The following is a 25,766-nucleotide window of genomic DNA, read 5'->3' on the forward strand; positions in this document are numbered from 1 at the left end:
AATCTCTTTAATTCAATGATGTGTTACGCCAGTAAATTGTCTTTTAACGATAACCATTGGTCACTGCCCTGCACTTTGGACAATGAGTAATTAAGGGCTTTACCTCTCATGGCTGCTAGACGCTCAGTTGATTTAGGATCACAGTCAAAATCAAACTGTTCTGCAAGTTCCTGTCCTTCTTTGGGGTGGTTACAGACCAGCACCATGTCACATCCAGCTTTGATAGCTGCTTCGGCACGCTGGTAATAACCGCCAACCACCTCTGCACCCTTCATACTCAAGTCATCGCTGAATATGACACCGTCAAAGCCAAGCTGGCCGCGAAGAATGTCCTGAAGCCAAATATTCGAGAAACCCGCTGGTTGCTTATCGAAAGCTGGGTAGATAACGTGTGCAGGCATTACAGCCTGGTAGTTCTTCGCTAATTCTGCAAACACTCGCATGTCATCACTGATAATCTGTTCCCGAGGGCGATCATCGACAGGAATATCTATGTGTGAGTCAGCTTCCACTGAACCGTGTCCGGGGAAATGCTTAGCCGTTGCGGCCATTCCGTAATCGTTCATGCCACGAATGAACTCGCGGCCAAGTTCTATAACTTCGTCCACCTTGCCTGAAAAAGCACGGTCACCAATGACCTGACTGATGTTTTTATTCAAATCAAGCACCGGTGCAAAACTAAAATCAATGCCTACGGCCTGCACTTCTATCGCAATCATGGCGCCCCAATGATAGGCTTTGCGCTTGGCCTGCTCGTGATCTGAGTTCTCCAAAAGGATGGTGCCCATTGCAGGTACGGCAGTGAAACCTTCACGAAAGCGCTGCACCCGACCACCTTCATGATCCACGGCAATCAGGATATCTCTACCCGCTATTTCACGAATCGACTGAGTCAGCTCTGCGACCTGTTGAGGAGAGTCATAATTGCGGCTAAATAAAATCATGCCACCGAGCAAAGGGTTCTGAAGCAGGTCACGCTCGCGAGAGTTAACTTCTAAACCCTCAATATCAAGCATCAATGGGCCAATACTCATGAATATCTGTTCCTGGTTAGCTGTTATGCCTAAATAATGTGTGTAATGGTAACCGATTGAGGGCTACAAAATCACTGCTTGCTTCTAAAATTAGCCAAAACCGATATAATGTTGCGCTGTTAGGTCAATATTTATTCAAATTAAAATCATATTACAACCATGATTACCAATAAACACACTGTGGAGTTAAAGGTATAGCTTATGATGAAAATTAAAACTGCCGTCAGTAGTGCCGTGCTATTCAGTGCACTACTTGGTTTGTCGGCTTGTGGCGATGAAAGCGCTGACAAGCAACAAACCACCGAAGTAAAACCGGCTGAAGCACAGGTTACTGTAGCCGATGCGGAAAAATTTGTAGCTGATGCAGAAAAGCGTCTTGAAGAAATTTCAGAGTATGGGGCTCGAGTAGCGTGGGTTAATGCAAACTTTGTGACTTACGATACGACTCAACTTAACGCTAAAGTTGGTGAAGAATACACCAAGCTTGGTGTTGAGCTGGCGAATGAAGCTAAAAAGTTTAACGATCTTGATTTGCCATATGATTTAAATCGTAAACTTGAAATGATCAAGTTGGGCTTAACACTTCCAGCACCTTCTGATGAAGCTAAAACTAAAAAACTTGCTGAAATCACGTCTAAACTGGACAGCATCTACGCTACTGGTAAAAGTCCGGATGGCCGTAGTTTAGGCCAGTTAAGCGAAGTATTACGTACTTCTCGCGATCCTCAGGAACAGCTTGAAGCATGGCTTGGTTGGCGCACCGTTTCTCCAGAAATGCGTCCTCTTTACGAAGAAATGGTACAGATTGCTAACGAAGGTTCTAAAGAGCTTGGCTATAAAGATACCGGTGCCATGTGGCGTTCAAAGTACGACATGCCAGCAGATGATTTCGCTAACGAAATGGATCGTTTATGGGGTCAGGTTGAACCATTATACGAAGCCCTTCACTGCCACGTTCGCGCAGAGCTAAATGAAGAGTATGGCGATGAAGTGGTTCCATTGGATCAGCCTATTCCAGCGCACTTGTTGGGTAATATGTGGGCTCAACAATGGGGTAACATCTATGACCTGGTTGCACCAGAAGGCGCTGGCAAAGGTGTTGATTTAGATCCTATCCTTCGTAAGCACTATGGCGTAGATCACGAAGTTGTAACCTATAACGAGAAAGAAAAAGCAGTAAAAGAGCTAGTTAAAACTGCAGAAAACTTCTTCTCTTCATTAGGTTTCGCACCTCTTCCAGAAACATTCTGGGAGCGTTCATTATTCGTAAAACCACGTGACCGCGAAGTACAGTGTCATGCGAGCGCATGGAACCTGGACAATCAGGAAGATATCCGCATTAAGATGTGTACGGAAATCAATTCTGAAGACTTCCAGACCGTTCACCATGAGCTTGGTCACAACTACTATCAACGTGCCTATAAAGATCAACCAATCCTTTATAAAGGTAGTGCTAACGATGGTTTCCATGAAGCTATTGGCGACACGATTGCACTTTCAATCACTCCAGCCTACTTAAAGCAAATTGGTTTGATAGAAGAAGAGCCTGATGCAAGTGCTGATATCGCTTTATTGATGCGTTCAGCAATGGATAAAGTTGCTTTCCTACCATTCGGTTTAATGGTTGATAAGTGGCGCTGGCAGGTATTCAACGGTGAAGTATCAGCTGCTGAATACAATCAGGGCTGGTGGAATCTACGTACTCAATATCAAGGTATCATGCCACCGGTTGAGCGTACTGAAGCCGACTTTGATCCAGGCGCAAAATACCACATTCCAGGTAACACACCTTACTCGCGTTACTTCTTGGCTCACATTCTGCAATTCCAGTTCTTCCGCGACATGTGTGAAATGGCTGGCAACGAAGGCCCTCTTCACCGCTGCTCGTTCTACGGCAACAAAGAAGTTGGTGCTAAGTTGAATGCTATGCTTGAAATGGGTGCTAGTCGCCCTTGGCAAGATGCGTTAGAAGCCATGACAGGCCAGCGTGAAATGGATGCAACTGCAGTACTTGAGTACTATGCGCCATTGAAAACCTGGTTAGATGAGCAAAATAAAGATCGTAACTGTGGATGGTAATAGCGTTTAACGTAATTACTATTTGCTATGTAAAAAGACGCCTTCGGGCGTCTTTTTTTATGTTTCCAACTGTGCTGTAGGGCGTTATTAATTCATGCTGTCTCGGCAATAGGAGGTGGTCTGATTTTTACCCCGCTCCTTAGATTTATAGAGAGCCTTATCGGCTTCTGCCAGCAACTCTGTTTCTTTGATTCTACGTCCGGCCAAACAGGCAATGCCTATGCTAATGGTCACAGAATGCCGGGTTTCATCTGGGGCTGTAAATACTTCTTCCGCAACTTGTGCTCTGAAACGTTCCATCGCACTCTTGCCCGATTCCATATCAGTTTCAGGAAGCAACACTGCAAACTCTTCGCCACCAATTCGGGCGTAGTAATCGATATCGCGACAGCTTTGACGCATGACTTGCGCCAGTCTGACAAGGACATAATCGCCAAAGTCATGACCGTAAGTGTCATTAATTTTTTTAAAATCATCAATATCCCATATCACTGCACAGTAAGTATGACCAAGTCTTACTGAGCGATGATGCTCTTTGGTCAATGCCGGCATGAAAGCGCGTCTATTAGGCAGACCGGTCAAAACATCATGCTCGGCAGCCATCTTCCAGCGCTGCCCAGATTCCCTCGTTAGAAGCATCTGATACTGCTGTAATGCCAAACCAAAAACCGTAATGGCGCAGGCAAATGTAAATGCCATCAGCTCAAAGGAAGTTGCTTGATCGGTTAATGCTACAAATGGGCCAAGATTGAAGTGAGTGATACTAATTAAACCAATAAAAGTCAGGGTGCTAATGCTAGCAACAGTAAGCAGTCTGAGTTCAAAGCTCATAATAACTAGAACGGGAAGTATCAAATAAATAATTGCTGGATACAGGTATATACCAATAATAAATATTAAACCAATTAGACCAATCGAAAGACATAGGTTGATAGAGGGTCTTTTGAAATGCAATGGATCAAGTTTAAGGCTGTTGTATACCTGGAAAACCATCAACATTCCCAAGCCGTCTGCCAACAGAAGGCTAATATAAAACCCTTCCAATTGATGGTAAACCAAATAGCCACCCATCCACAAATTAACAGTAATAATGATGGTTGTTAGTGCAGGAGGAATAATGCAAACCCACCAGATAAACTTTGATAAATCTCTTGGGTTTGCCACCCCCGTGGGTAGAAATCGACCAAACATCAGCATAGCAAGATAACTTTGTGCACCGTCAGCGATGGCTGATATTAGTGTGTATAGTTTAGGCGTTGCTACTGTTCCGATATCCATACCAGGCAAATTAACAAGGTAGGATGAAATTACGATGAATGGTACTGCTGTTGCTTTCCAGCGAAGACACATCAGGAATCCAATTCCTGATGGCAGCCATAATAAACTAATGTTGCTTGGAAATAGTGTAAATAGACTCATGCCAAAGCGTGCGCTGATATAATACGCTATTGACGATAATATTAGAAAAATGATCGAATTTAGGCTGGTACTCAGCTTCCCTACCCTTAATTCCTTGTGACCCTTTTGATGTATTTGTGTTAAGTATGATTTTATTAACATAATTCCCCATCCATGCCTTGCTCAATTTACTTGATCAAGCATGGATAGACAATGATGTTATGTATAAATTTTACACAATTTTAGATTGCCGTTATATCACATAAAGATAAACAGCCAGAAAGTGGCAAACGGCGCCGCCAAGGACAAATAGATGCCAGATAGCATGGTTATAGGGTATTTTCTTGTCTGCAGCGTAGAATATTGTGCCAAGTGTATATGATAAACCACCGGCAAATAATAACCATAATGCGGGTGCAGGAACCTTTTCCAGCATTTCTTCGGCAGCGACAACGATTACCCAGCCCATAAGAATATAAGTGATCAGTGATACCCTTGGAAATCTCTGCTTAAAAGCTACCTTAAATATTACCCCAAAGAATGCCAATCCCCAGATAACACCAAACAAGACCCAGCCCCATACACCATTCAGACTAACCAGAACAAATGGCGTATAGGTTCCGGCAATCAGAAAGTAGATGGCGCAGTGATCAAAAGTTTGGAATACCTTTTTGATTGGCTCAGGTTGGAAGCTGTGATAAAGGGTTGATGAAGTAAACAGAATGACCAGGCTAATGCCATAAACAATCGAACTTGCAAGCTTCCAGCCGTCACCCAGCTGCACAGATGTCATGATCATCATGGTCATGGCGGCAACGCTTAACAATGCCCCTATACCATGGGTTAAGGCATTGGCAACTTCTTCGCCAATACTATAGGTATGTTCTGTTAATTCGACATCAAGATGAGCATAGTTATGCTCTTCAGTGTTCTCTAAATGGTTTGACATAGTCTGCCTTGTTCTCAGATCCGACCAGATGCCGCCATCTTCGCTGACATTGAGCTTCAGGTCAATAGTTCAGCGTACACTTGTTAGTTGAAGTGTGAGAAAGGTAGAATCAGGCAGCAAGATACTCTTGGAAGAATTGACTAGCCGGAACTGGCATACTGAGCCAAAACCCTTGGGCCTGATCACAGTCATAGGAGGTCAGAAGATCCATTATATTCTCATTTTCTACCCCTTCAGCAATAACCGAGAGGCCAAAGATATGAGCGATTTTAATAATCTCAGCAACCAGAGAGTGTTGAATCTCTGACTCCTCCAAAGAACGGATGAAACTATTATCGATTTTAAGCTTTTGGACGGGAAGCTTCATAAGGTAATTAAAAGACGAATAACCGGTGCCAAAGTCATCAATGGAAATTTTAATCCCCATATCATTGATGGCCTGTAAGCGAGCAACTGCATTATCAATGTCCGATATGAATGCCTGCTCAGTAATTTCAATCTCAATACAGCTTGAACAAATGCCATATTTATCAATGAGACTTTGCAAATCGTCAACCAGGTTACCATGTTGAAAATACCGTGGTGTCACATTAATGCTGACTGGACAACAGCAGTTACCGTCACACTTCCATTGCGCAATATCACGACAAACCTGCTCCAATACCCATTGACTGATCGGTATGATCATGCCATTGGACTCTGCTTCTGCAATAAACTCTGATGGGCTCATCGGTTGGTCATTGTTATCCCAGCGAATAAGCGCTTCAACGCCAACCATTTTTTTATCAGCAAGTGAAAATTTTGGCTGGTATTCGAGATAAAATTCTTGATTACGTAATGCCCTGCGAAGCGATGTGCGCATTGATAACCGATACTTTGAGAAGCTATCAAAGTGAGTGGAATAAAAACTGTATGTGTTTTTGCCATGTTTTTTGGAGTTATACATAGCCATGTCGGCTTTTTTGAGCAGCTCACCTGCTTCAGCTCCATCATCGGGATAGAGTGCCACTCCAAGGGAAGGTGTTATATAAATTTGATTAGCTCCCAGCATTATCGGTGTATCGAGAGCATGCTTAATTCTATCCAAAACATCCACTATTGCTTCGCGATCTTCGACATCCTCTAACATGATGACAAACTCGTCACCGCCAAGTCTGGCAAAAGTATCGTGCTCCCGTAAAGCAACTAATATTCTTTGAGAAACCTTTTTTAAAAGCAAGTCACCCTGGGCATGACCAAAGGTGTCGTTAACAGTTTTAAACTCGTCCAAATCAAGAAATATAACGGCCAAAAAGTCCTCTTTCCGCTTCGCTAATTCCAAGGCATGTTCAAGGCGCTCGGAAAACAATGTTCGGTTTGGCAGGCTGGTAAGTTCGTCATGATAGGCAAGATATCTCGCTTCTCTTTCTTTGAGTTTTAGTTCGGTAATATCTTTGATGGTCCATACCATCCCCTGAATTTGCCCATCAAGTTCTAAAGCCTTCGCCTTACATTCATAAAAACATCCGTCATTGTGTTCAATCAAAATGCTATTACTATCTTCCTGGTTAACGATAGCTTTTCGCATCTGATTAAAAGCAATTTGAGGATTTTGAATATTTTTTAAAAATCGACGGCAGATTCTTTCAAAGCTTAGTGATTGGATTTCTGTGGATGACATATTCAGCATTTTAAGCGCTGTATCATTATATGCTGTGGGATAACCATGAGAATTAATCTGGATAATGCCATCGTATCCTGCGTCCATTGTGGCCCTGAGTTTACGAATACTTTGTTCTAGTTCAATTTTGGCTTGCTCCAGTTCCGATAATTTACCCTGCAATTGATTAAACCGATTTCTCGATTCACCGTTACTGGAAGATAGTGATTGCTCATACCAACGACGCTCTTCTTCCGCTCGCTGATAGGCCTGGTCAATAGCATTAAGAAAATCGTCGGGTAGCTGTTCACTATCACCGTTTAGGTAATTCTTGATTTGACGATTTAACAGCTTATGCATAGTTACCGCTCTCTTTTATACAGTGAACGGTACACCGAACTTGTAGCTAGCTGTTTTGATAGTTTGGATGTTTGCTTAGAGAGAAGTAAATGCGTAAAAGACATGGCTACAAGAATGCAGCCTGCTGTAAATGCAGTATCAACCGTGAGTGGCAAAAGTTCCATAATCCAAGCCATGAACTAACCTTAAATTTATCCTTCTTAAGGTTAGTTCTACCACTTCATATTTGCATTGTCAATTTAACTAAAACACCTAACTGTTTAATTTTTGGTACACTTTTAATGCATATTTGCATAGAAATGCGGTTAAATTTGAAATGCCAGCTCGGTGCCTTGCCTAATTGCGCGCTTTGCATCTAGTTCTGCTGCAACGTCTGCTCCACCAATAAGGTGAACAGGTACGCCTTTTTCAGCAAGCTCATCAAACATAGCTCGCAATGGAACTTGGCCTGCACAAATAATAATGTTATCAACTGCCAATACTTCTTGTTGTCCATTTTCATGCTCAATGATCAATCCTTCGTCATTGATTTGCTTGTACTGAACGCCGGTAACCATACGTACATTTTTATGCTTCAAACTGGCGCGATGAATCCATCCTGTGGTTTTACCAAGCCCTTTACCCATCTTGCTGGATTTGCGCTGCAACATGACTACTTCTCTTGCAGCAGAATCAAACTCAGGTGCTTTTAGCAAACCGCCCGGCAATTGATACAGTGCATCAATGCCCCACTCCTTCAACCACTCGTCAAGATTCAAGGTAGGTGATTCACCTTCATGAACCAGGAATTCTGAAACATCGAAACCAATTCCGCCCGCACCAATTACAGCAACTTTCTGCCCTACTGGTTTTTTATGCCATAAAACATCGATGTAACTCATCACCTTAGGACTATCAATCCCTGGGATATCAGGTGTTCTTGGCAAAACACCGCTTGCTAGCACCACTTCATCATATTGCCCAACCAAATCCTCAGTTGTAATAGTAGTATTTAGATGAAGATGAACACCGGTTAATTCGAGCTGCTTTTTAAAGTAGCGCAGTGTCTCGAAAAATTCTTCTTTACCTGGGATCTGCTTAGCGATGTTTAACTGCCCGCCAATCTCTTCGCGCTTATCGAATAAGTGAACCTCATGACCGCGCTTACTGGCTTCAGTCGCAAAAGCCAAACCTGCCGGTCCAGCTCCAACAACCGCTATACTTTTCTTTTTAGTAAAAGGTTTAGCAACCAACTCCGTTTCATAGCAAGCACGAGGGTTCACCAAACAGGTAGCACGCTTGTTTTTGAATACATGATCAAGACAGGCTTGGTTACAGGCGATACAGGTATTAATTTCATCGGCACGATCCTGCTCAGCTTTGATGACAAACTCAGAATCAGCCAGTAATGGTCGAGCCATTGAAACCATATCAGCAGTACCACTGCTGAGAATATCTTCAGCAACGTGCGGCATATTAATTCGATTTGAAGTGATTAATGGAACAGATACTTCATTACGTAATTTTTTTGTGACCCAGGCAAATGCAGCGCGTGGCACCGATGTAGAAATGGTTGGAATTCGAGCTTCGTGCCAGCCTATCCCGGTGTTGATAATGGTTGCGCCAGCTTTTTCCACTTCTTTTGCCAGCTGAACAACTTCGTCCCATGAACTACCACCCTCAACCAAATCCAGCATAGATAAACGATAAATCACAATAAAGTCGTCGCCAACTGCTTCTTTGACCGCTTTAATAATTTCTAACGGAAAACGAATACGGTTTTCGTAACTCCCACCCCATTCATCAGTTCGATGGTTGGTACGTTTAACGATAAACTGATTAATCAGGTATCCTTCTGAGCCCATAATTTCAACACCATCATAACCAGCCTTCTTGGCCAGTTGGGCGCAATTTGCGTATTGCTTGATGGTTTTTCGAATACCACGCTTCGATAAGGCTTTTGGGGTAAACGGTGATATAGGTGCTTTAAGCTTAGAAGCTGATACCGAGAAAGGATGATAGGCATAGCGACCAGCATGAAGGATCTGAAGTGCAATTTTGCCCCCCGCCTCATGCACGGCATCGGTGACAATTTTGTGTTTCTTAACCTGCCAGCCGAAACTGAGCTGAGAAGAATGCGGAGCCAGTCGTCCGCGGAAATTAGGTGATATGCCACCAGTAACCATTAGCGCGACGCCGCCTCGAGCACGTTCTGCATAAAATGCAGCCATCTTCTCAAAGCCACCTTTTTCTTCCTCAAGGCCAGTGTGCATTGAGCCCATAAGGACACGATTTTTCAGTGTAGTAAATCCTAAATCGAGCGGTTCAAGAAGATTTGTGTATTTCACGATAGCGTCTTTATATTGTGATTAGAGATGGCCTTAAGTCTACTGGTATAACCAGATCAAGGCAATCCCTCGCAGCGTTTCAAAAAGTACATATTTGATTACAAAATGAAAGAATCTAAAAAACATTCTAAAACAATGAGTTAAGAAAAATTATTGAATTCTCTACTAGTCATAAAACAGGCTATTTGTATAGAATGTGTTCGTTCCAAATTATTTTAACTAGAAAAGGTATTTTCACGTGTCACAACCAAACTCAATGATCGGTAAATTCTTTTACCGTATATGGAAGACTATCGATGTGGCAGGCCGATTAATGATTGGTCTAATCGCATTAACCATTTTCATACTTTTCGTTCGTAGCTGCACCAGCGGTCCTGACCTACCAAGGGTTGATGACGGCGCTGCGCTAATTCTTGCCCCTAAAGGCGTTATTGTTGAGCAGGAAACTTATCTTGACCCAATCGAACGCGCCATGCAGGAAGCTCAAGGTATAGCTCCTAATGAAACCTCAATCTATGACCTGCTTGATGCTATTGAGTATGCAAAAAATGATGACCGCATCAGTGTCATGGTGATTAATGTAAACAGTTTGCAGGGTGTTTATGCTGGCATCAGCAAATATCAGGATTTGCGTGAAGCTATTAATGAATTCAAAGAAAGCGGCAAAAAAGTGATCGCGATTGGTGATTACTATATGCAGGGTCAATTCTATCTGGCTTCAGTTGCTGATGAAGTCTATATGAATCCATTTGGCATGTTGATGTTTGAAGGTCTAGGCGGCAACAACACCTACTTCAAGTCAGCATTAGACAACCTCGGAGTTAACGTTCATGTGTTCCGAGTTGGTACTTTTAAATCTGCTGTAGAACCCTTTATTCGTGATGACATGTCGGAAGCTGCTAAAGAAGCTAACCGTGAGTGGATGGGCGACTTGTGGACACATATGAAGCAAGATCTTGCTGCATCACGCGATATGTCTGTTGAAGAGTTTGATGACTTTGTAGAGAACTACCTGGTCAAGTTTGAAGCGGTCAATGGCGATAGCGGTGAATTAGCGGTTCAGGAAGGCTTTATCGATAAGCTAATGACTCGTGGTGAATTTCGCCAATACATGATCGACATGGTTGGCCTGAATGAGAAAAAAGACTCTTACAAAGCTATCGGTCATAAAAACTACCTGAAAGCTGTCCGCCCATTAGTAGAATTACCTACCAACAAAGATACTGTTGCGGTAATTGTTGCTAAAGGTGAAATCGTTGATGGTAGTCGTAAAGAAGGTGTTATCGGTGGTGACAGCACAGCACGCCTAATCCAGAAAGCACGTCTTGATGACAAAGTAAAAGCTATTGTACTTCGTGTTGATAGCCCAGGGGGCAGCGCCTTTGCTTCAGAAGTGATTCGTAGCGAGCTTGAGCGTGCGCAGAATGAAGGCAAAGTTGTGGTTGCTTCAATGGGTGGTGTTGCAGCATCTGGTGGCTACTGGATTTCAGCTACTTCCGATGAAATCTGGGCTCACCCTACTACCATCACTGGTTCTATCGGTATCTTCGGTATGATTCCAACCTTTGAAGAACCATTAAACAAGCTAGGCGTTCACCGCGATGGTGTTGGTACAACTAAGTGGACATTAGCATTCGATCCGATGGATGGTATTTCACCTGAGTTTGGCCAGCTTATTCAACGTAGCATTGAGCGTGGTTATGACCGCTTCCTTAGCCTGGTAGCAGAAGGTCGTAACATGACTAAAGAAGAAGTGGATCAAATCGCACAGGGCCGCGTCTGGTCAGGTGAAGATGCACACCGTCTAGGTTTGGTGGACCAACTAGGTGATCTGGAAGATGCCATTGAATCAGCTGCCAAGCTAGCAAACATTGGTGATGATTATGCAGTAAAATTCATCAAGCGTGAGTTGAGTGCTGAAGAAATCTTTATCCGTAACTTGCTGGAGAATGCAAAAGCTGAAGGTAAGCTTGATGCAGTTATTGCTCAGCTTAACAACGGTGAAACAGACATCATTGGTCACGTTCTAGGTCGCGCCCAAAAGATAGTCAATATCTTCAACAACTTTAACGATCCTAACCACGTCTACGCACACTGTATGTGTGTTGGCGAATAACCTACTCGGTTAGCAAATAAAAAAGGCGCTATTGATTAGCGCCTTTTTTTATTTCTTACTTGCCGAAATACTACAGGCACAAAAAAAGCAGCCAAAGGCTGCTTTATAAAATAGTGGCGGAGCGGACGGGACTATCAATTACATCCCTGTAATTGACCGCTTCGTGGCCGTTGCCGCTAAGCGTCAACGTTCAAAATCGTTCCAGACGATTTTGTCGAACACCGCTCGCGGGTTCTCGTCCCTGTTAAATTTGGTAAAAAAAAAGCCTGCTCGAAAGCAGGCTTTTGATATAGTGGCGGAGCGGACGGGACTCGAACCCGCGACCCCCGGCGTGACAGGCCGGTATTCTAACCAGCTGAACTACCGCTCCGCAGTATTTGTTAATTCTCAAAGAGTCTTAACAGGTGTTTCGCTGGTGACCTCATCGGTCGACGGAGCGCATATTACTTTCGTTCTTAGGGTAGGTCAACAACTTTTTTATAAAAATATTTAACTTTTTAAAAATCCGTTTAAATGCTGTGCAAATTGGTTATATTTCAGTCGGATAGCGGGATCCAGGAGATAATTCTATCCTCAACTTCCTCCGCCGTTAACTTGGTTTCGGAGATGACTTTACCTTTAATACTATGTCCCTTTTTATGCACCAATTCTTTATCGCCTGAGATTAAGTAGTGCCAGCTTGGTAGATCCTTACCCTCCGCCACCAACCGGTAAGCGCAAGTATTGGGTAGCCAGAAATAATCACCGATGGTTTCTGCGGTCAGTTGAACGCAATCTGGGACTTTTGAAGTTCTATTTTGATAATCCGTGCAGTAAAGAGATTCTGTGTCTAGCAAACGGCAGGAAACATCGGTTTGCATCAGCAAGTTATCATCATCGTCAATAAACTGAACACAGCAGCATTTGGCGCAGCCATCGCACAAAGACTCCCACTGTTCATGGGTCATATCTTTTAAGGCTGTGGTGAGCCAAAACTTACCGGTCATGGTTACTTCTTGCCAGCAATAAGCTGTGCAATTTCCTCTTCACTGGGAGGCATTTGCAAGAAGTACCCCTCTTCTTCCAGCTTTGCTTTAACTTCGCTGATATCGCAAAGAGCAAGTGTTTCTCGCTTTTCTAAATCAAGGTGCATAACCAGTTCAGGCGTACCCCAAACTTGGATTAGCCCTTCCGGTAAGTCTTCAAACTTACTGTCATAGGGAATATAGAGATAGGTGTCTGGCTTCTTGGCACTTTTGTAAATACTGCACATCATAATGAGGTTCTCACAAACTTTTACTTTTTAAATAAATTCCTGCATCGCTTTTTTAAAAGGCTGTTCGAGCAGGTTTTGACGCCAGCTATTCCAAAACCTATTCGGTCTGCCCTTATAGCCTAGCGTCATCTTTATATAATACTCAATAAGTCGACGATTACATAAAGCTTCGGCAGGAATATTATGCTGCTTACTGACGTTTTCAACTTGTTCCTTTAATGCTGCAAACATTTTTTTGCTTTTAAGAATTTTATGAAACGGTTGTAATGGTTCTGGCCACTGCTCTTTATCAGTCCTATCGGCCAGCTCTATTTGGCGTATTAATTCAGCACCATATCGTCTAATACTGCCACGGTTACAGCCCATGGATAGCAGGTCACTGATACTGGTCTTTTCCTTCTGGCATACCTCAATCAAATGGTGATCTCTGAATACAAAAGTCTTAGGTATATTGTTGTCGCGGGCTAGCATCTCGCGCCATTGGGCCAATCTTTGCAAACGATTGAGCTGGAACCGATTCAGTCTGAAAGCACCCTTCACTTTTAGATAACTTTCTGAGTAATCATCAGCTTGAATGATGGCTGCAAACATACTGTTTACATCTTCAATCACACATTCAAACAAACCCTTTTCCAAAAGACTATCGCGTAACCGGTAATAAACCGGCAATAAATATTGAACATCCTGGGCAGCGTAAACTTTTTGTTCTTGAGAGAGCGGTCGTTGTAACCAGTCAGTTTTAGTATGCTCTTTATCCAGTACGATGCTTAGAAAATGTTCGACGATATTCCCATAACCAACACTCAGTCCAATGCCATCAATTGAGGCGGCAATCTGGGTATCAAAGACTTGATTAAACTCGAAGCCATATTGGTGATAAAGCGCTTCCAGATCTTCGCTGCAGCTATGAAAGGCTTTAACAATCGAAGTTGAATTGAATATTTCTTCTAATGCAGAAATATCTTCAAATGCTAATGGGTCGATCAAATAGATCTCCTGCCCATCATAAATTTGAATTAACGCCAGTCGGTGGAAATAGGTATTGGTTCGGTCGAACTCTGTGTCTACGGTAATGACATCAAGCTCACGCCATGACTGACAAAGTTCTTCTAATCGCTCAGAAGAAAGCACAGTTTCTACATGAACTGAATCTTGATGTTGGTCTAAATGAAATCGTGCCAATTAATGTGCTCCTGGCGCTCATTTATGAGCGCCATAGGATAGAATTATTTGCGAAGTTCTTTGCGAAGAATTTTGCCCACATTACTTTTTGGCAGTTCCTCGCGGAATTCAACAACTTTGGGAATTTTGTAACCGGTCAAATGTTCACGGGTATGTTTGATGACATCTTCTTCAGTGAGTGTGCTGTCTTTTTTAACCACTACAACTTTAACCACCTCACCTTTAACTTCATCCGGCTCGCCAATAGCAGCAACTTCCAAAACCCCCGGATGTAATGCCACAACGTCCTCAATTTCATTAGGGTAAACATTAAAGCCTGATACCAGAATCATGTCTTTCTTACGGTCTACGATTCGTAAATACCCTTCTTCGTCGATAGTGGCCATATCGCCTGTCGCCAACCAGCCGTCATCTTTTAAGACTTCAGCGGTTTCTTTCGGACGATTGAGATACCCTTTCATGACTTGCGGGCCCTTGACCCAAAGCTCGCCTGGCTGACCAATCTCAACCAGATTGCCGTCTTCATCACGAATCTCGACATCTGTAGAAGGTAGCGGTAAACCAATGGTTCCATTGTAAGATTCAAGATCTAAAGGGTTCATGCTGACAACAGGTGATGTTTCAGTTAAGCCATAACCTTCAAGCAGCGGTGTTTTTGTTAATTCCTGCCATCTTTCAGCTACTGACTTCTGCACAGCCATTCCACCGCCAACAGATAACTTTAGCTGACTAAAATCCAGTTCACGGAATGCAGGTGTATTAAGCAGACCATTAAATAGCGTATTAACGCCAGTCATCGCAGTAAATGGATATTTTTTCAGGGTCTTACAAAAACCCTTCATATCACGTGGATTGGTGATATAGATGTTATGGCCACCCGCCTTTGCGAATAGCAGGCAATTAACGCACAATGAAAAAATATGATACAGAGGAAGTGCCGTTATGATCGTTTCCTTTCCTTCATTGAGAAAAGGTCCCATCCAGGCATGAGTTTGTAGCACGTTTGCAACCATATTCCGATGGGTCAGAATGGCTCCTTTAGAGACACCGGTTGTCCCCCCTGTGTACTGCAGGAATGCAGTATCGTCTGAAGTCAGTTCAACAGGATTTACATCTTGCTCAGCGCCCTTTTGCATGGCATCTACAAAGCTGTGTGACTGCTCAAGATTAAAGTTTGGAACCATCTTCTTAAAATATTTCACAACAAAATTGACGATAAAACGCTTAGGTTTTGAGCACATATCGCCAACCTGAGTAACGATAATGTGTTTTAGATTAGTTTTGTGAGCCACTTTCTCCAGCGTATCACCAAAGTTGGCCAAAATGACAATGGCATTGGCTTCACTGTCATTCAACTGATGCTCAAGCTCGCGAGGTGTATAAAGTGGATTTACATTGACCACAGCAAGTCCGGCACGGAATGCACCAAATAGACAAACAGGATATTGCAGAAGGTTTGGCATCATTAGTGCCAATTTATCGCCTTTCTGTAATCCCAGTTCATTCTGCAGATAGGAAGCGAAATCACGAGCTTTTTGATCTAGCTCGCGGTAGGTTAAGGTGACACCCAAATTGGTAACAGCCGGTCTATCGCCAAACTTCTCGACGCTTTCGTCGAACATAGCCATAAGACTCGAATACTGCTCAGGGTCGATGGTTTCCTGAACCGCTTTTGGGTATTGCTTTAACCAGATTTTTTCCATGTAGCTTCCTGTTAATAGCTGTGATTAATAAAATTTATGGGCAAGAAAAGTAACCGATTGTATCGAATAAGGCAACTTTTAACGGCCCGTTAAGCTATTTTAACTGTAACTTTTAACATTCATTTTCAGTCTTGATTAAATTTTGCCCAGGACTTCAAAATAGCTTGCGACACATCTTCTGGGTATTGCATGTGTAGATGATGGCCACCATCTAAATCAATCCACTCTGAACTATTCAAATAAGACAGACGTTTTTCTATGGCAGGCTTTTCCTGCAACATGCCTTGCTTACCACGAATAAATAACACGTCAGCTGTTACATTATTCATCAAGGCCTCAAGTTGCGGTTCAGTCATTCGAATCCAAGATGCATTCTTTAGCCTAGCGTCGCTTGACCATTGATATCCACGGTCACACAAAGTAACGCCTCGTTCAATTAGTGGCAATAAGGTTTCTGCACTGAGTTCGCTGACCTGAGCCCTGGCATTTGCCGCATCTTCGATAGAACTGAAATAACGCTTCTGACTACGTTTTGCTTTACGCTGTTCAATGGCCTGAGCCAGTTGCTCAATAGTCTGTTCTGGTGTTGATATAAATGGCCCAAGCGCATCGATAGAAATTAGGCTTTTTACACGATGTGGAACGGCACCTGCATAAATCATCGCAAGAGCTGCCCCCATCGAATGGCCCAGAATATGGCACTTATCAATTTTCAAAACATCAAGCGCACCGTCAATAATAGAAATACCTGAAACAAATTGATAGTCCGCATCTTCTGACAAATGTTCTGATTGACCATGTCCCGGAAACTCAATGGCAATGAGGCGATACTTATCGGCAAGAAGTGGCGCTAAATAATGGAAAGTAGCTGCATTATCGAGCCAGCCATGTAAACAAAGAATAGGTTCGGCTTTGGGGTCACCCCACTCAAGAACAGCAACCTTATTGTGATGAATCTGGAAGTGATATTCCTGATCAAATTTGACGTGCATACCTGATTAACTCTTCATTATTTATCTGTCGCACAGAATACCATAGCCCATAAAAAAAGGGCCATTTACATGGCCCTTATGAGGAAATAATTACTCATAAAAAGAGAAGTGACAATGACAACCAGAAAAACAAATCCACAATTTCGCATCTAGCCAAGACTGCTTCATTGCTTTTCGTATATATTTTGAACAGTTGCCATGCATAAAGTTCCATTTCTTAACAATTTTTTTGAACGTATGTACTCGTCACAACTCTTTGATTTTAAATACAATACCTTACATCGGCATGTTAATAATTTGCTTTAGGTTGTTCTGGGTTGTGAACCGTCCTTTTTCATCTTTAGTGACCTTGCCCAGGCAAGTTTCAGGGTCGTGAGTGAAGTAAAGGTACCCCTCTTCTTCAATAAGTCGGTCAAGCAGAAGCTTTTTCTCTTCAATCAGGTTTTCTGGGAAACGGTCATAACCCATGGTAATTGGTAGATGGACCCAGGGAACCCCGGGAATCAAATCCGCGGCAAATACCACTGGTCCCTTTTCGGTTTCTATTTCGGTAAGCAGCATCCCCGGCGTATGGCCGTTTGAAACGAAGAAATGATAATCATCACCCAGTAAATCACTGGATTCACCATCAATTAAATGCAGCCGGCCAGTTTGTTCGATTAAGTCAGTCAGCCCTGGAATGAAGGATGCCTTATCGCGAGGATGTGGATTCTTTGCACGCTCCCAGGCTTCTTTACCAATGATAAACTCGGCATTTGGGAATAGTAGCTGTGGCTCTTTTCCTTCCTGCCACTGACTCAAAAGTCCGCCGGCATGGTCAAAATGCAAGTGCGATAAAACCAGTATATCGATATCTTCATGGCTTAAACCTACTTCTTGCAGGGATTGCAACAGTACATGCTCATCCTCCTGCACGCCATAACGATCCTTATATTTGGGTTCAAAGAATGCACCAATACCAGTCTCGAAAAGTATATTTTTATCGCCATCTTTAACCAGCAAAGCTCTACACACAAGGTCAATGCGGTTCTGCTCATCCACATCGACCCAGCGCTGCCATAAAGCCTTTGGAGCGTTACCAAACATGGCACCGCCATCCAATTTCTGTGAATTGCCTAGAATTGAGTAAAACTGTTTTGACATCTTATAACCTTTTAGATTCTTTGCTGTTTTCAGCTTTATAGTGAATTTCTTCGAGTTTGAAAGCAAATCGTGTATTACCTTCAGTTTCTCTACTGTCAAAGCTCATTGCAGCGGGTATATGGGTACTGGTCACTTCAACCAGATTCCAGGTGGGATCAACTGCGACCCAGTAGCCGTCAACTAGCGCTTCAACCCAGACATGACCACCGAAACGCTTTTCATGATCGCCCAGATAAACCAACCCATTAACCTCCCGGGCCGGTATATTTGCGGCAGCCAACATTTCTATCAACAGCTGGCTGTATTCGGTACAGTCGCCTACCCTGCTACGCAGAATATCATCGATATTAAAACCAGCAGGCACTGGCTGATAATTGAGATAATCATAAACAAACCCAACCAGCTTCTGCACTTTCAACCAATCATTGTCGACATTGGCCGTAGCTTCCAGAGCGAGCGTTTTGGCAATAGGATTAAGTTTAGTTTCTATTGCAGCTATCCGCTCTAATTCTTCATCAGAAGCTTTATATTGACTGCCAGTAGATAACTGGATGGTCTGATTCTCACGATTCACTGAAACCGCTGGATGGTGTCTAAACCAGTCTAACTCACCGTTGAGCAAGCTTAACGTCACTGACTTAATCTGGTTGGCAGCTCCTAAGGGTTTATCAACCACAACACCACTATTCAGATACAAATCGTCCTGCATTTCGGGATTAAGGGTTACGCGGCGCGAACTAGCAACATACTCCATACCATTGGCGAACGAATGAAGCTTAAAACTTCCGTCCCGTGCTACTTGATGCCAACTGACCTCTTCATTCGGATGTCGTTGTTGCAAAGTAACGCTGGACTGATGCGGTTTTGCTGAAATCAGTTCATAGTCAGTGGTTTCAACTACAAAATCTCGTGTATTGAGTGTCTCAGCCTGGAATGTTTTTGCTGGTTGCGGAGTTCTTTCAAGATAACTTGAAACATAAAAGTAGTCTTGCAAGGTGTAGTCTACGGTGGCAAGAGATTTTTGGTAGTGTTTGCCATTGCGCCATTCCTCAAGCTGAAGCTGTTCATCATTAATAAAGCTTGCTTCAACTTTTAATTTCGGCTCTTCGGTATACAGTTTGCCGCTAATTAATTGGTAAGGCGGCTGATTTGAAAAGTTGAACTCTCGAATATAACGAAAATGGAAACGACGACCCTGGACTCGTCCTTCAAGGAAATCATTTTCAATCACTGAGATTTGGTCATCGGTTCTTTCAAGCTCAACACTGGCGCGACCAACAGCCTGATTATGCCAGTTTATCTGGTACCACTGCTTGAAAGGTTTAATGCTGGCCGCGTCCCAGCGATATTGGGAAGAAGACTCTCGCAGTCCCAGCCACAATAAGGCTACAACTGCGAGTATTAATGCACAGAATAGAAAGTAGCGTTGTTTAAATAGCGTCGTTGGCCTCGTCATGCTTGGCTATTTTAAAGTTCAGCAGGCCATAAATAAAGGAAACTATCGGATTTGCCAGATTAAAGAAGGCATACATCCAATAAGCGCCTGTCGCAACACCTAAAGTTGCCGCCATATAAGCACCGCAGGTATTCCACGGGATCAATGGTGAAGTGATGGTTCCAGCATCTTCCAGCGTTCTCGACAGATTCTTAGCATCCAGTCCGCGACGCTTAAATTCAGCACGATACATCCGGCCCGGAAGTACAATGGCGATATATTGATCTGCCGCGATAACATTCATGCCAATACAGGTAAGAAGCACCGAACCGATCAGTGAGCCAGTGGATTTGGCCATGCCGATAATGGAGTAAACCAGCTTATGCAACAGACCTGTTTTTTCCATGGCTGCACCAAAACTCATTGCACAGATAATCAGCCAAACGGTATTAAGCATGCTAGTCATGCCGCCGCGGCTCAAAAGCCCATCAAAAATTTCATCACCGGTACTGATTGAAAAGCCACTAAACAAAGCGGTCCAAACAGCAGAGACATATTGCATGGTTACCGACAATTCGCTGTTGTCTACGAATTTGGTAATGACTTCGCCTTGAGTCAAAATTGCAAACAAGCCACCTAATAATGCACCGATCAAAATGGTAGCGACTGCAGGCACTTTTTTTATGGCCATGGCAAATACCGCTACCAATGGAATCAATGACCAGAGTGTGATATTAAAGTTTGCGTCCAGCAAAGCGAGTGTTGACTCCAGCTCCAGGTTTTCTGCTGGAACATCGCTGGTTAATCCTAAATAGGTAAAAAGAATCAACGCGATAATTAACGAAGGCGTCGTTGTCCACACCATATGGCGGATGTGTGTGAATAAATCAGTACCAGTAACCGCTGGAGCCAGGTTGGTTGTATCTGATAAAGGCGACATCTTGTCACCAAAGTAGGCACCCGAAATGATGGCGCCGGCAGTTATAGCTGGATCAAGACCAAGCCCCTGCGAAATGCCAATCAGACCAATACCAACGGTACCAGCCGTCGTCCAGGAACTGCCAATACTGACAGCAACAATGGCACAGATAATACAGCTTGCAACATAGAAGAAGTCAGGGGATAGAATCTGTAAGCCATAATAAATCATGGTGGGTACTGTACCAGCCAGAATCCAGGTACCGATTAATGAGCCTACCATCAAAAGGATCAACATGGCGCCCATCGCAAGGCTAATGCCATCGACAATACCCGCCTCTAACTCCTTCCAGGTCTGCCCATTAAACAAGCCAATTAAAATGGCAATGGCGGCACTTAAAATCAGAGCAATCTGATTGGCCCCGTATGATGAGTCGCTACCGAATAACTTTACTGAGAAAAACAACAGTACAATTAAAAAAGCTACAGGCACCAGGGCCTGTAGCATACTCGGCTGTCTGTCCGATGAATCAACCATGTTTATTCCTACTTAAATGTCTAACTTAAGAATTGTTATCGAGTTACTTTCTGTAACCAGTATTTTTATCTGTATCTAAAGCTTTATAGCGATCACGTAACTTGGTCGATCGGTTTTCCATATTGACCGCTTCACCATCAATCCAAACCTGCTGAGGAAGTGTTGTCACCTCAAGCGGATCACCATTCCAAAGGACCAGCTCAGCTTTAAAACCTTGAGCAATCTGACCATAATCGTCACTACCACCAAAGTATGCAGCCGGAGTTGACGTCATGGCTGCCAAAGCTTTTTCATAATCCATGCCATATGCAACGGCATTACCTGCTGAATGGCGAACGGTATAAGCATTATGGCTTGCTAAGAAACCCTGCCCAAGGAACATAACATTAACGCCAGCTTTAGAGAGAATGGCTGCGTTTTCATAACGTTTGCCTAAAGACTCGAAGCTGTCAGGAATGTTATCCATCGGGTCAATGAAAACTGATGCCTGAGCAACCGCTAGCTGGTCTGCGACTTTCCAGGCTTCTGCTGCGCCAATAAAACCAATTCGAATGTTCTGCTCTTGAGCAAAATCCAGCATGGTTAAAATATCACTTTCACGTTGCGTACTAACCAACAATGGAATCTTGCGGTCAAGCACTGCCTGCAAAGCTTCCAGATCGTTTGTGCTATAGCTAAGCTCTCTGAAGTCACCCTGCTCAATTGCAGAACGGTTCTTCTGGTACACTCTTGCTTCATCAAACGCCTTATTGAGCTCAAATAATACGCTGGCACGAGAACCACCTGTCATTTCAGCAGGCCATTCACCAAATGCGGTAAAGATAGCAACATTCTTTGCTAGCAACGGATGATACTGATCTTTCAAAGACAGGATCGCACCTTGTCCAGCAAATACATTTGCGCCAATGTGAGGCGCCACTAATGTGCGAGTAACTCCATTTGAACGATTAATAGCGACCAGCGTTGAGTTGTGGTTATACACTTTATCTATTCTGAATGAGGCGCCTTGCTCTTCATGTTCGGTTTGGCCATCAGCAGTTTGATCCTGTGATCCAAGCTCAACCAAACCAATCTGATTAATCAAAGCAAAAATACCGGGAGTGACTACCTTGCCTTTGGCGTCAATTACAGTATCCGCCTCAACTGAAATATCTTCAGCAACAGATTTGATTACACCATCTTCAATCAATACATCACCAGATTGAAGCACACCTTGCGATGAGAGAGTATGAACTTTCGCATCTTTAATTAGAGTGGTATCAGCACTGCATACACTTGCCATCAAGCTCACAACACTGAGTGTTGCAGCAACGGGCTTAACTAGAGATTTCATCAATAATGAGTTCATAGTGCGCCCTCCTCTTGTGCATCAACTTCTAAATCGTACTGACCTAACTGGAAGTCACTGACAGGTTGATATTTTTCATTATGGCGGTCATACATAAGTGCGCCATCAATAAATACTTTTTCAGCTTTGGAATAAACACTGAATGGATTACCATCCCAAAGAACCACATCCGCCATTTTGCCAGCTTCAAGACTACCGGTTTGCTCAGCAATACCCATAGATTTAGCTGGATTAATAGTAATCCACTCTATGGCTTTTTCTGGTGTGATATTCATGCCCATGGCATTACCTGAGGCCATAGATTTGGCTGCATCTTTATTCAGATGTTGAATGCCCGTTGGTGAATCAGAGTGAACAATTGCACAAGCCCCTGCCTTTTCTACCAAGGCAACGTTTTCAGGAACCATATCGAATGCTTCTTGCTTAAAGCCCCACCAGTCGGACCATAATGCCGAACACACGTTATTTTCGGCGAGTTTGTCTGCAATTTTGTAAGACTCAACGGCGTGATGGAAGGTAGAAATCTGGAAATCGAATTCTTCCGCAATTTCCATCATCAGTGCCATTTCATCGGCACGATAGCAATGATTGTGAATCAGGATTTCGCCATCTAAAACACCGGCCAAAGTTTCAAGCTGTAAGTCACGTTTAGGTGCTTTGCCATTACCTTCCCCGTTTTCATAATCTTCCCACTGCTTTTTGTAATCAGCGGCTTTAATCCATGCTTCACGGAAACCCGCAATATTGGCCATTCGTGTCATTGGTGAACGACCTTTATTTCCGTAGACACGCTTTGGATTTTCACCACAGGCCATTTTTAAACCGTGTGGAGCACCGGGAAACTTCATCTCCATCACCGAGCGCGCAGGAACATTTTTTAGCGTAACTGTACGGCCACCAATCAAATTGGCTGAACCAGGCAGAATCTGCATTGACGTGACACCGCCAGATAGCGCTAATTCAAATTGTGGGTCATGTGGCCAGACCGAGTGCTCAGCCCATACTTCTGCTGTGACTGGGGCCGTCATCTCATTGCCATCTGCAGACGAGTCAACGCCAGGAGCAGGATAAACACCAAGATGTGAATGCACATCGATAAGGCCTGGTGTTACCCACTTTCCATTAGCATCAATCACTTCTAAATTTTCATCTGCAGGAGCTTCTACTGACTCTCCAACAGCAACAATTTTGCCATCTTTGAAAAGAATAGAACCTTGATCAATTCTGTCTCCAGCCGCAGTTAAAATTGTGGCATTCTGGATTAATACTGGATGATAACTATGCGCTTGATAGGTAGACTCAAAAGCTGTATTAGGCTCTTCTTTTTTGCTTTCTTCCTTTTGCGGCTGTTCGCAAGCAGACAAAAAAGCAGCGCTAATTAGCGCTGCCAGAGTGAGCCGGGTTTTCGCATGAAACTTAATCATATTGCTCTCCCGAAACTTAAATTAACCAATAATTACAACGCCGAAGAAGCGATCTAAAATTGTTACAACTGTGATGATGCCAAGTACAACTGGGCAGAAGAAAGTAATGGCAAAGTCGATATATTTTGCTACCCACTGTGAGCCGCCTTCACGACCAATCGCAATCTCAGCATTCAAGTTATGCTTCTTCCAGACGTAGGCCACGAAGAATGAAATCAGTGCTCCGCCCAAAGGTAAGAAGGTGTCGCTAGCAATGGCTTCAACAAAATCCATAAAGGTCACGTATTGCCACTCAGCGTTTTTGTTCATTTGAACAAACTGAGTCAAGCTATCGACCGAACCGTTACCTAACAATGACGGGATACCAATTAAGAAAATTAGCGCCGCCATACCCCATACGGCTACCGGACGTTTAATTTTCTTTTCATCAACCAGATAAGAAACTGGAACCTCAAGCAATGAGACTGTTGAGGTTAAAGCTGCAAAACACAGCAGCAAGAAAAATAATGAACCAACAACGATACCAAGTGTTGGACCAAAGCTCTCAAACACACCAGGTAAGGTCGCAAATATCAAACCTGCACCGCCATCAACGCCTTCCATTGTGCCTTGAGTTAAGTAAGCAACAAACGGAAAGATCATTAGACCGGCAAGGAAAGCAATGGATACATCGGTGAGGGTGATTAAGGCAGCTGATTTGACGATATCCTGCTTTTTGGATACGTAACTACCATAAGTAATTAAGGCGCCCATACCCAGAGAAAGCGAGAAGAAGGCCTGGCCGAGGGCTGAATAAACTACTTCACCAGTAATTTCTGAAAAGTCTGGAACTAAATAGTAATTAATCCCTACTCCAGCACCGTCTAATGTCATTGCATAGATAATTAATCCAATGATCATTAAAAACAGGGTTGGCATTAGAATAGTAGCAGCACGCTCAATACCATCATGGATACCACGAGACACGATGAATGCGGTAACGGCCATAAATACTAAACCGTAAAGGCCAATCTTATGCCAATCGGTAATGAAGCTGCCGAACTCTTCACCAATGCCAAAGTTACCTTGAACCATTTCAAGGAAGTAGCCAAATGCCCAACCAGCAACAACATTATAAAAAGATAGGATTAAAACACCGGCCAGAACACCCATAAAGCCAATAATGGCCCAATTTTTGTGGCCTAATTTTTTGAAAGCTCCGACAGGGTTGAGGTTAGTTTTACGGCCAATGGCTATTTCAGAGACCATAACCGGGAAGCAGAGCAAGAAACAGAAAGCGAGATAAATAACTACAAATGCAGCACCGCCCCCTTCTCCAACTTCAAATGGAAACTTCCAAATATTACCAAGACCTACTGCCGAACCAGCAGCTGCGAGAATAAAACCTATGCGAGTATTAAACTGACCGCGATCTGTTGCCATGTGATTTACCGATTTATATGTCTGTTATTTATAGTGGAATTTGCCCCAGCCGCTAATAACAGCATAAATATACTTATCACTCAAGCAGATCGAATAATATAGTTACAATTTTTTTAATGGTTCTCATTAGCTGATTAAATACTAGCCAAGCATACCAGTTGACCTGTTAAAAATACTGACATACGATGTGGATTGCCTATTCTGGGCATAAATAAAATAAATACAAGGAGTCAACAATATGAAAGATATATTAACGTTTAATAAGATGGTTACGCCGTTAATCATTCAAGTGATTTTCTGGCTTGGGGTTTTAGCGATTTTTATCGGTGCTTTCCAATATAATTTTCTACAAGGGTTCTTAATGATTATATTTGGTACCCTGATTTGGCGCGTTTATTGTGAATTAATGATCGTGATTTTTAAAATTAACAATAATGTTCATATTCTCGCTGCAGCTAAAAGTGATAAAGCTGGCAGCGAAAACGGACAGTAAAATACAGCTGG

Annotated in this window: 19 protein-coding genes and 1 tRNA gene; 3 read left to right on the plus strand and 17 right to left on the minus strand. The window is 43.1% G+C overall.

Annotation, left to right across the window (positions count from 1 at the left end; all coding sequences use genetic code 11):
• Window positions 1-23 precede the first annotated feature (23 nt).
• Window positions 24-1,028 carry a beta-N-acetylhexosaminidase gene (gene nagZ / locus CW740_RS06440; protein WP_373286462.1) on the minus strand — a complete coding sequence of 335 codons (1,005 nt, stop codon included), beginning with the start codon at window positions 1,026-1,028 and terminating at the stop codon, window positions 24-26.
• A gap of 207 nt (window positions 1,029-1,235) precedes the next feature.
• Between nagZ and CW740_RS06445 the strand changes: the two genes are divergently transcribed.
• The gene (locus CW740_RS06445) at window positions 1,236-3,113 is read left to right on the plus strand and encodes a M2 family metallopeptidase (protein ID WP_106646749.1); all 1,878 of its coding nucleotides are present in this window, start codon (window positions 1,236-1,238) and stop codon (window positions 3,111-3,113) included.
• An 87-nt stretch (window positions 3,114-3,200) separates the two neighbouring features.
• Here the strand turns inward: CW740_RS06445 and CW740_RS06450 are convergent, their stop codons facing one another.
• The 4 genes from CW740_RS06450 to CW740_RS06465 form a co-directional block, all read right to left on the minus strand.
• Window positions 3,201-4,532 (minus strand): sensor domain-containing diguanylate cyclase, encoded by a 1,332-nt coding sequence (locus tag CW740_RS06450; RefSeq protein ID WP_227523799.1) that lies wholly within the window; start codon window positions 4,530-4,532, stop codon window positions 3,201-3,203.
• A gap of 232 nt (window positions 4,533-4,764) precedes the next feature.
• Window positions 4,765-5,460 carry a PAQR family membrane homeostasis protein TrhA gene (gene trhA, locus CW740_RS06455; protein ID WP_106646751.1) on the minus strand — a complete coding sequence of 232 codons (696 nt, stop codon included), beginning with the start codon at window positions 5,458-5,460 and terminating at the stop codon, window positions 4,765-4,767.
• A 109-nt stretch (window positions 5,461-5,569) separates the two neighbouring features.
• Window positions 5,570-7,459 (minus strand): sensor domain-containing protein, encoded by a 1,890-nt coding sequence (locus CW740_RS06460; RefSeq protein ID WP_106646752.1) that lies wholly within the window; start codon window positions 7,457-7,459, stop codon window positions 5,570-5,572.
• A gap of 305 nt (window positions 7,460-7,764) precedes the next feature.
• On the minus strand, window positions 7,765-9,789 hold the full coding sequence (locus CW740_RS06465) for an NADPH-dependent 2,4-dienoyl-CoA reductase (RefSeq protein ID WP_106646753.1): 2,025 nt from the start codon (window positions 9,787-9,789) through the stop codon (window positions 7,765-7,767).
• A gap of 235 nt (window positions 9,790-10,024) precedes the next feature.
• Here CW740_RS06465 and sppA point away from each other — a divergent pair, with 235 nt between their 5' ends.
• Window positions 10,025-11,902 (plus strand): signal peptide peptidase SppA, encoded by a 1,878-nt coding sequence (gene sppA, locus CW740_RS06470; RefSeq protein ID WP_227523800.1) that lies wholly within the window; start codon window positions 10,025-10,027, stop codon window positions 11,900-11,902.
• Between the two features lie 293 nt (window positions 11,903-12,195).
• Here the strand turns inward: sppA and CW740_RS06475 are convergent.
• The 12 genes from CW740_RS06475 to CW740_RS06530 all read right to left on the minus strand — a co-directional run bounded on the left by CW740_RS06475 (window position 12,196) and on the right by CW740_RS06530 (window position 25,262).
• Window positions 12,196-12,272: transfer RNA gene (locus CW740_RS06475), tRNA-Asp, on the minus strand.
• A gap of 166 nt (window positions 12,273-12,438) precedes the next feature.
• A complete protein-coding gene (locus CW740_RS06480; protein WP_106646755.1) occupies window positions 12,439-12,888 on the minus strand; it encodes a YcgN family cysteine cluster protein in 450 nt (149 codons plus the stop codon).
• A gap of 2 nt (window positions 12,889-12,890) precedes the next feature.
• Window positions 12,891-13,157 carry a YcgL domain-containing protein gene (locus CW740_RS06485; protein ID WP_106646756.1) on the minus strand — a complete coding sequence of 89 codons (267 nt, stop codon included), beginning with the start codon at window positions 13,155-13,157 and terminating at the stop codon, window positions 12,891-12,893.
• A gap of 27 nt (window positions 13,158-13,184) precedes the next feature.
• Window positions 13,185-14,339 (minus strand): ribonuclease D, encoded by a 1,155-nt coding sequence (locus CW740_RS06490; RefSeq protein ID WP_106646757.1) that lies wholly within the window; start codon window positions 14,337-14,339, stop codon window positions 13,185-13,187.
• A 44-nt stretch (window positions 14,340-14,383) separates the two neighbouring features.
• Window positions 14,384-16,042, minus strand: a complete 1,659-nt coding sequence (gene fadD, locus CW740_RS06495; protein ID WP_106646758.1) for a long-chain-fatty-acid--CoA ligase FadD — start codon at window positions 16,040-16,042, stop codon at window positions 14,384-14,386.
• 125 nt (window positions 16,043-16,167) lie between these two features.
• Window positions 16,168-17,034, minus strand: a complete 867-nt coding sequence (locus CW740_RS06500; protein ID WP_106646759.1) for an alpha/beta fold hydrolase — start codon at window positions 17,032-17,034, stop codon at window positions 16,168-16,170.
• Window positions 17,035-17,310: 276 nt separating this feature from the next.
• Window positions 17,311-18,177 (minus strand): MBL fold metallo-hydrolase, encoded by an 867-nt coding sequence (locus tag CW740_RS06505; protein WP_106646760.1) that lies wholly within the window; start codon window positions 18,175-18,177, stop codon window positions 17,311-17,313.
• A gap of 1 nt (window position 18,178) precedes the next feature.
• Window positions 18,179-19,633, minus strand: a complete 1,455-nt coding sequence (locus CW740_RS06510) for a transglutaminase-like domain-containing protein (RefSeq protein WP_106646761.1) — start codon at window positions 19,631-19,633, stop codon at window positions 18,179-18,181.
• Window positions 19,608-21,068 carry a Na+/H+ antiporter NhaC gene (gene nhaC, locus CW740_RS06515; RefSeq protein ID WP_106646762.1) on the minus strand — a complete coding sequence of 487 codons (1,461 nt, stop codon included), beginning with the start codon at window positions 21,066-21,068 and terminating at the stop codon, window positions 19,608-19,610. The genes CW740_RS06510 and nhaC overlap by 26 nt, the downstream gene beginning before the upstream one ends.
• Before the next feature lie 43 nt (window positions 21,069-21,111).
• Window positions 21,112-22,416 carry an amidohydrolase family protein gene (locus tag CW740_RS06520; protein ID WP_106646763.1) on the minus strand — a complete coding sequence of 435 codons (1,305 nt, stop codon included), beginning with the start codon at window positions 22,414-22,416 and terminating at the stop codon, window positions 21,112-21,114.
• The gene (locus tag CW740_RS06525) at window positions 22,413-23,840 is read right to left on the minus strand and encodes an amidohydrolase (RefSeq protein WP_106646764.1); all 1,428 of its coding nucleotides are present in this window, start codon (window positions 23,838-23,840) and stop codon (window positions 22,413-22,415) included. The genes CW740_RS06520 and CW740_RS06525 overlap by 4 nt, the downstream gene beginning before the upstream one ends.
• Before the next feature lie 21 nt (window positions 23,841-23,861).
• Window positions 23,862-25,262: a sodium-dependent transporter gene (locus CW740_RS06530; protein WP_106646765.1), complete on the minus strand. Its 1,401-nt coding sequence runs from the start codon at window positions 25,260-25,262 to the stop codon at window positions 23,862-23,864.
• 238 nt (window positions 25,263-25,500) lie between these two features.
• On the opposite strand from CW740_RS06530, the gene CW740_RS06535 reads away from it, so the two are divergent.
• Entirely contained in the window at window positions 25,501-25,755 is a 255-nt protein-coding gene (locus CW740_RS06535; protein ID WP_106646766.1) for a DUF4282 domain-containing protein, read from the plus strand.
• The last annotated feature ends 11 nt before the right edge of the window (window positions 25,756-25,766 follow it).

The sequence above is a fragment of the Kangiella profundi genome (genome assembly GCF_002838765.1).
Lineage (GTDB): Bacteria > Pseudomonadota > Gammaproteobacteria > Enterobacterales > Kangiellaceae > Kangiella > Kangiella profundi.

What these genes read in the sequence shown, in the direction of transcription:
- CW740_RS06530 (WP_106646765.1), bottom strand. Translation starts at nt 25,262, where the DNA reads ATGGCAACAGATCGCGGTCAGTTTAATACTCGCATAGGTTTTATTCTC.
- CW740_RS06460 (WP_106646752.1), bottom strand. Translation starts at nt 7,459, where the DNA reads ATGCATAAGCTGTTAAATCGTCAAATCAAGAATTACCTAAACGGTGAT.
- CW740_RS06505 (WP_106646760.1), bottom strand. Translation starts at nt 18,177, where the DNA reads ATGTCAAAACAGTTTTACTCAATTCTAGGCAATTCACAGAAATTGGAT.
- nhaC (WP_106646762.1), bottom strand. Translation starts at nt 21,068, where the DNA reads ATGGTTGATTCATCGGACAGACAGCCGAGTATGCTACAGGCCCTGGTG.
- CW740_RS06500 (WP_106646759.1), bottom strand. Translation starts at nt 17,034, where the DNA reads ATGCACGTCAAATTTGATCAGGAATATCACTTCCAGATTCATCACAAT.
- CW740_RS06520 (WP_106646763.1), bottom strand. Translation starts at nt 22,416, where the DNA reads ATGAACTCATTATTGATGAAATCTCTAGTTAAGCCCGTTGCTGCAACA.
- CW740_RS06480 (WP_106646755.1), bottom strand. Translation starts at nt 12,888, where the DNA reads ATGACCGGTAAGTTTTGGCTCACCACAGCCTTAAAAGATATGACCCAT.
- trhA (WP_106646751.1), bottom strand. Translation starts at nt 5,460, where the DNA reads ATGTCAAACCATTTAGAGAACACTGAAGAGCATAACTATGCTCATCTT.
- CW740_RS06535 (WP_106646766.1), top strand. Translation starts at nt 25,501, where the DNA reads ATGAAAGATATATTAACGTTTAATAAGATGGTTACGCCGTTAATCATT.
- CW740_RS06445 (WP_106646749.1), top strand. Translation starts at nt 1,236, where the DNA reads ATGATGAAAATTAAAACTGCCGTCAGTAGTGCCGTGCTATTCAGTGCA.
- CW740_RS06485 (WP_106646756.1), bottom strand. Translation starts at nt 13,157, where the DNA reads ATGATGTGCAGTATTTACAAAAGTGCCAAGAAGCCAGACACCTATCTC.
- fadD (WP_106646758.1), bottom strand. Translation starts at nt 16,042, where the DNA reads ATGGAAAAAATCTGGTTAAAGCAATACCCAAAAGCGGTTCAGGAAACC.
- CW740_RS06450 (WP_227523799.1), bottom strand. Translation starts at nt 4,532, where the DNA reads ATGAGTCTATTTACACTATTTCCAAGCAACATTAGTTTATTATGGCTG.
- CW740_RS06525 (WP_106646764.1), bottom strand. Translation starts at nt 23,840, where the DNA reads ATGATTAAGTTTCATGCGAAAACCCGGCTCACTCTGGCAGCGCTAATT.
- CW740_RS06510 (WP_106646761.1), bottom strand. Translation starts at nt 19,633, where the DNA reads ATGACGAGGCCAACGACGCTATTTAAACAACGCTACTTTCTATTCTGT.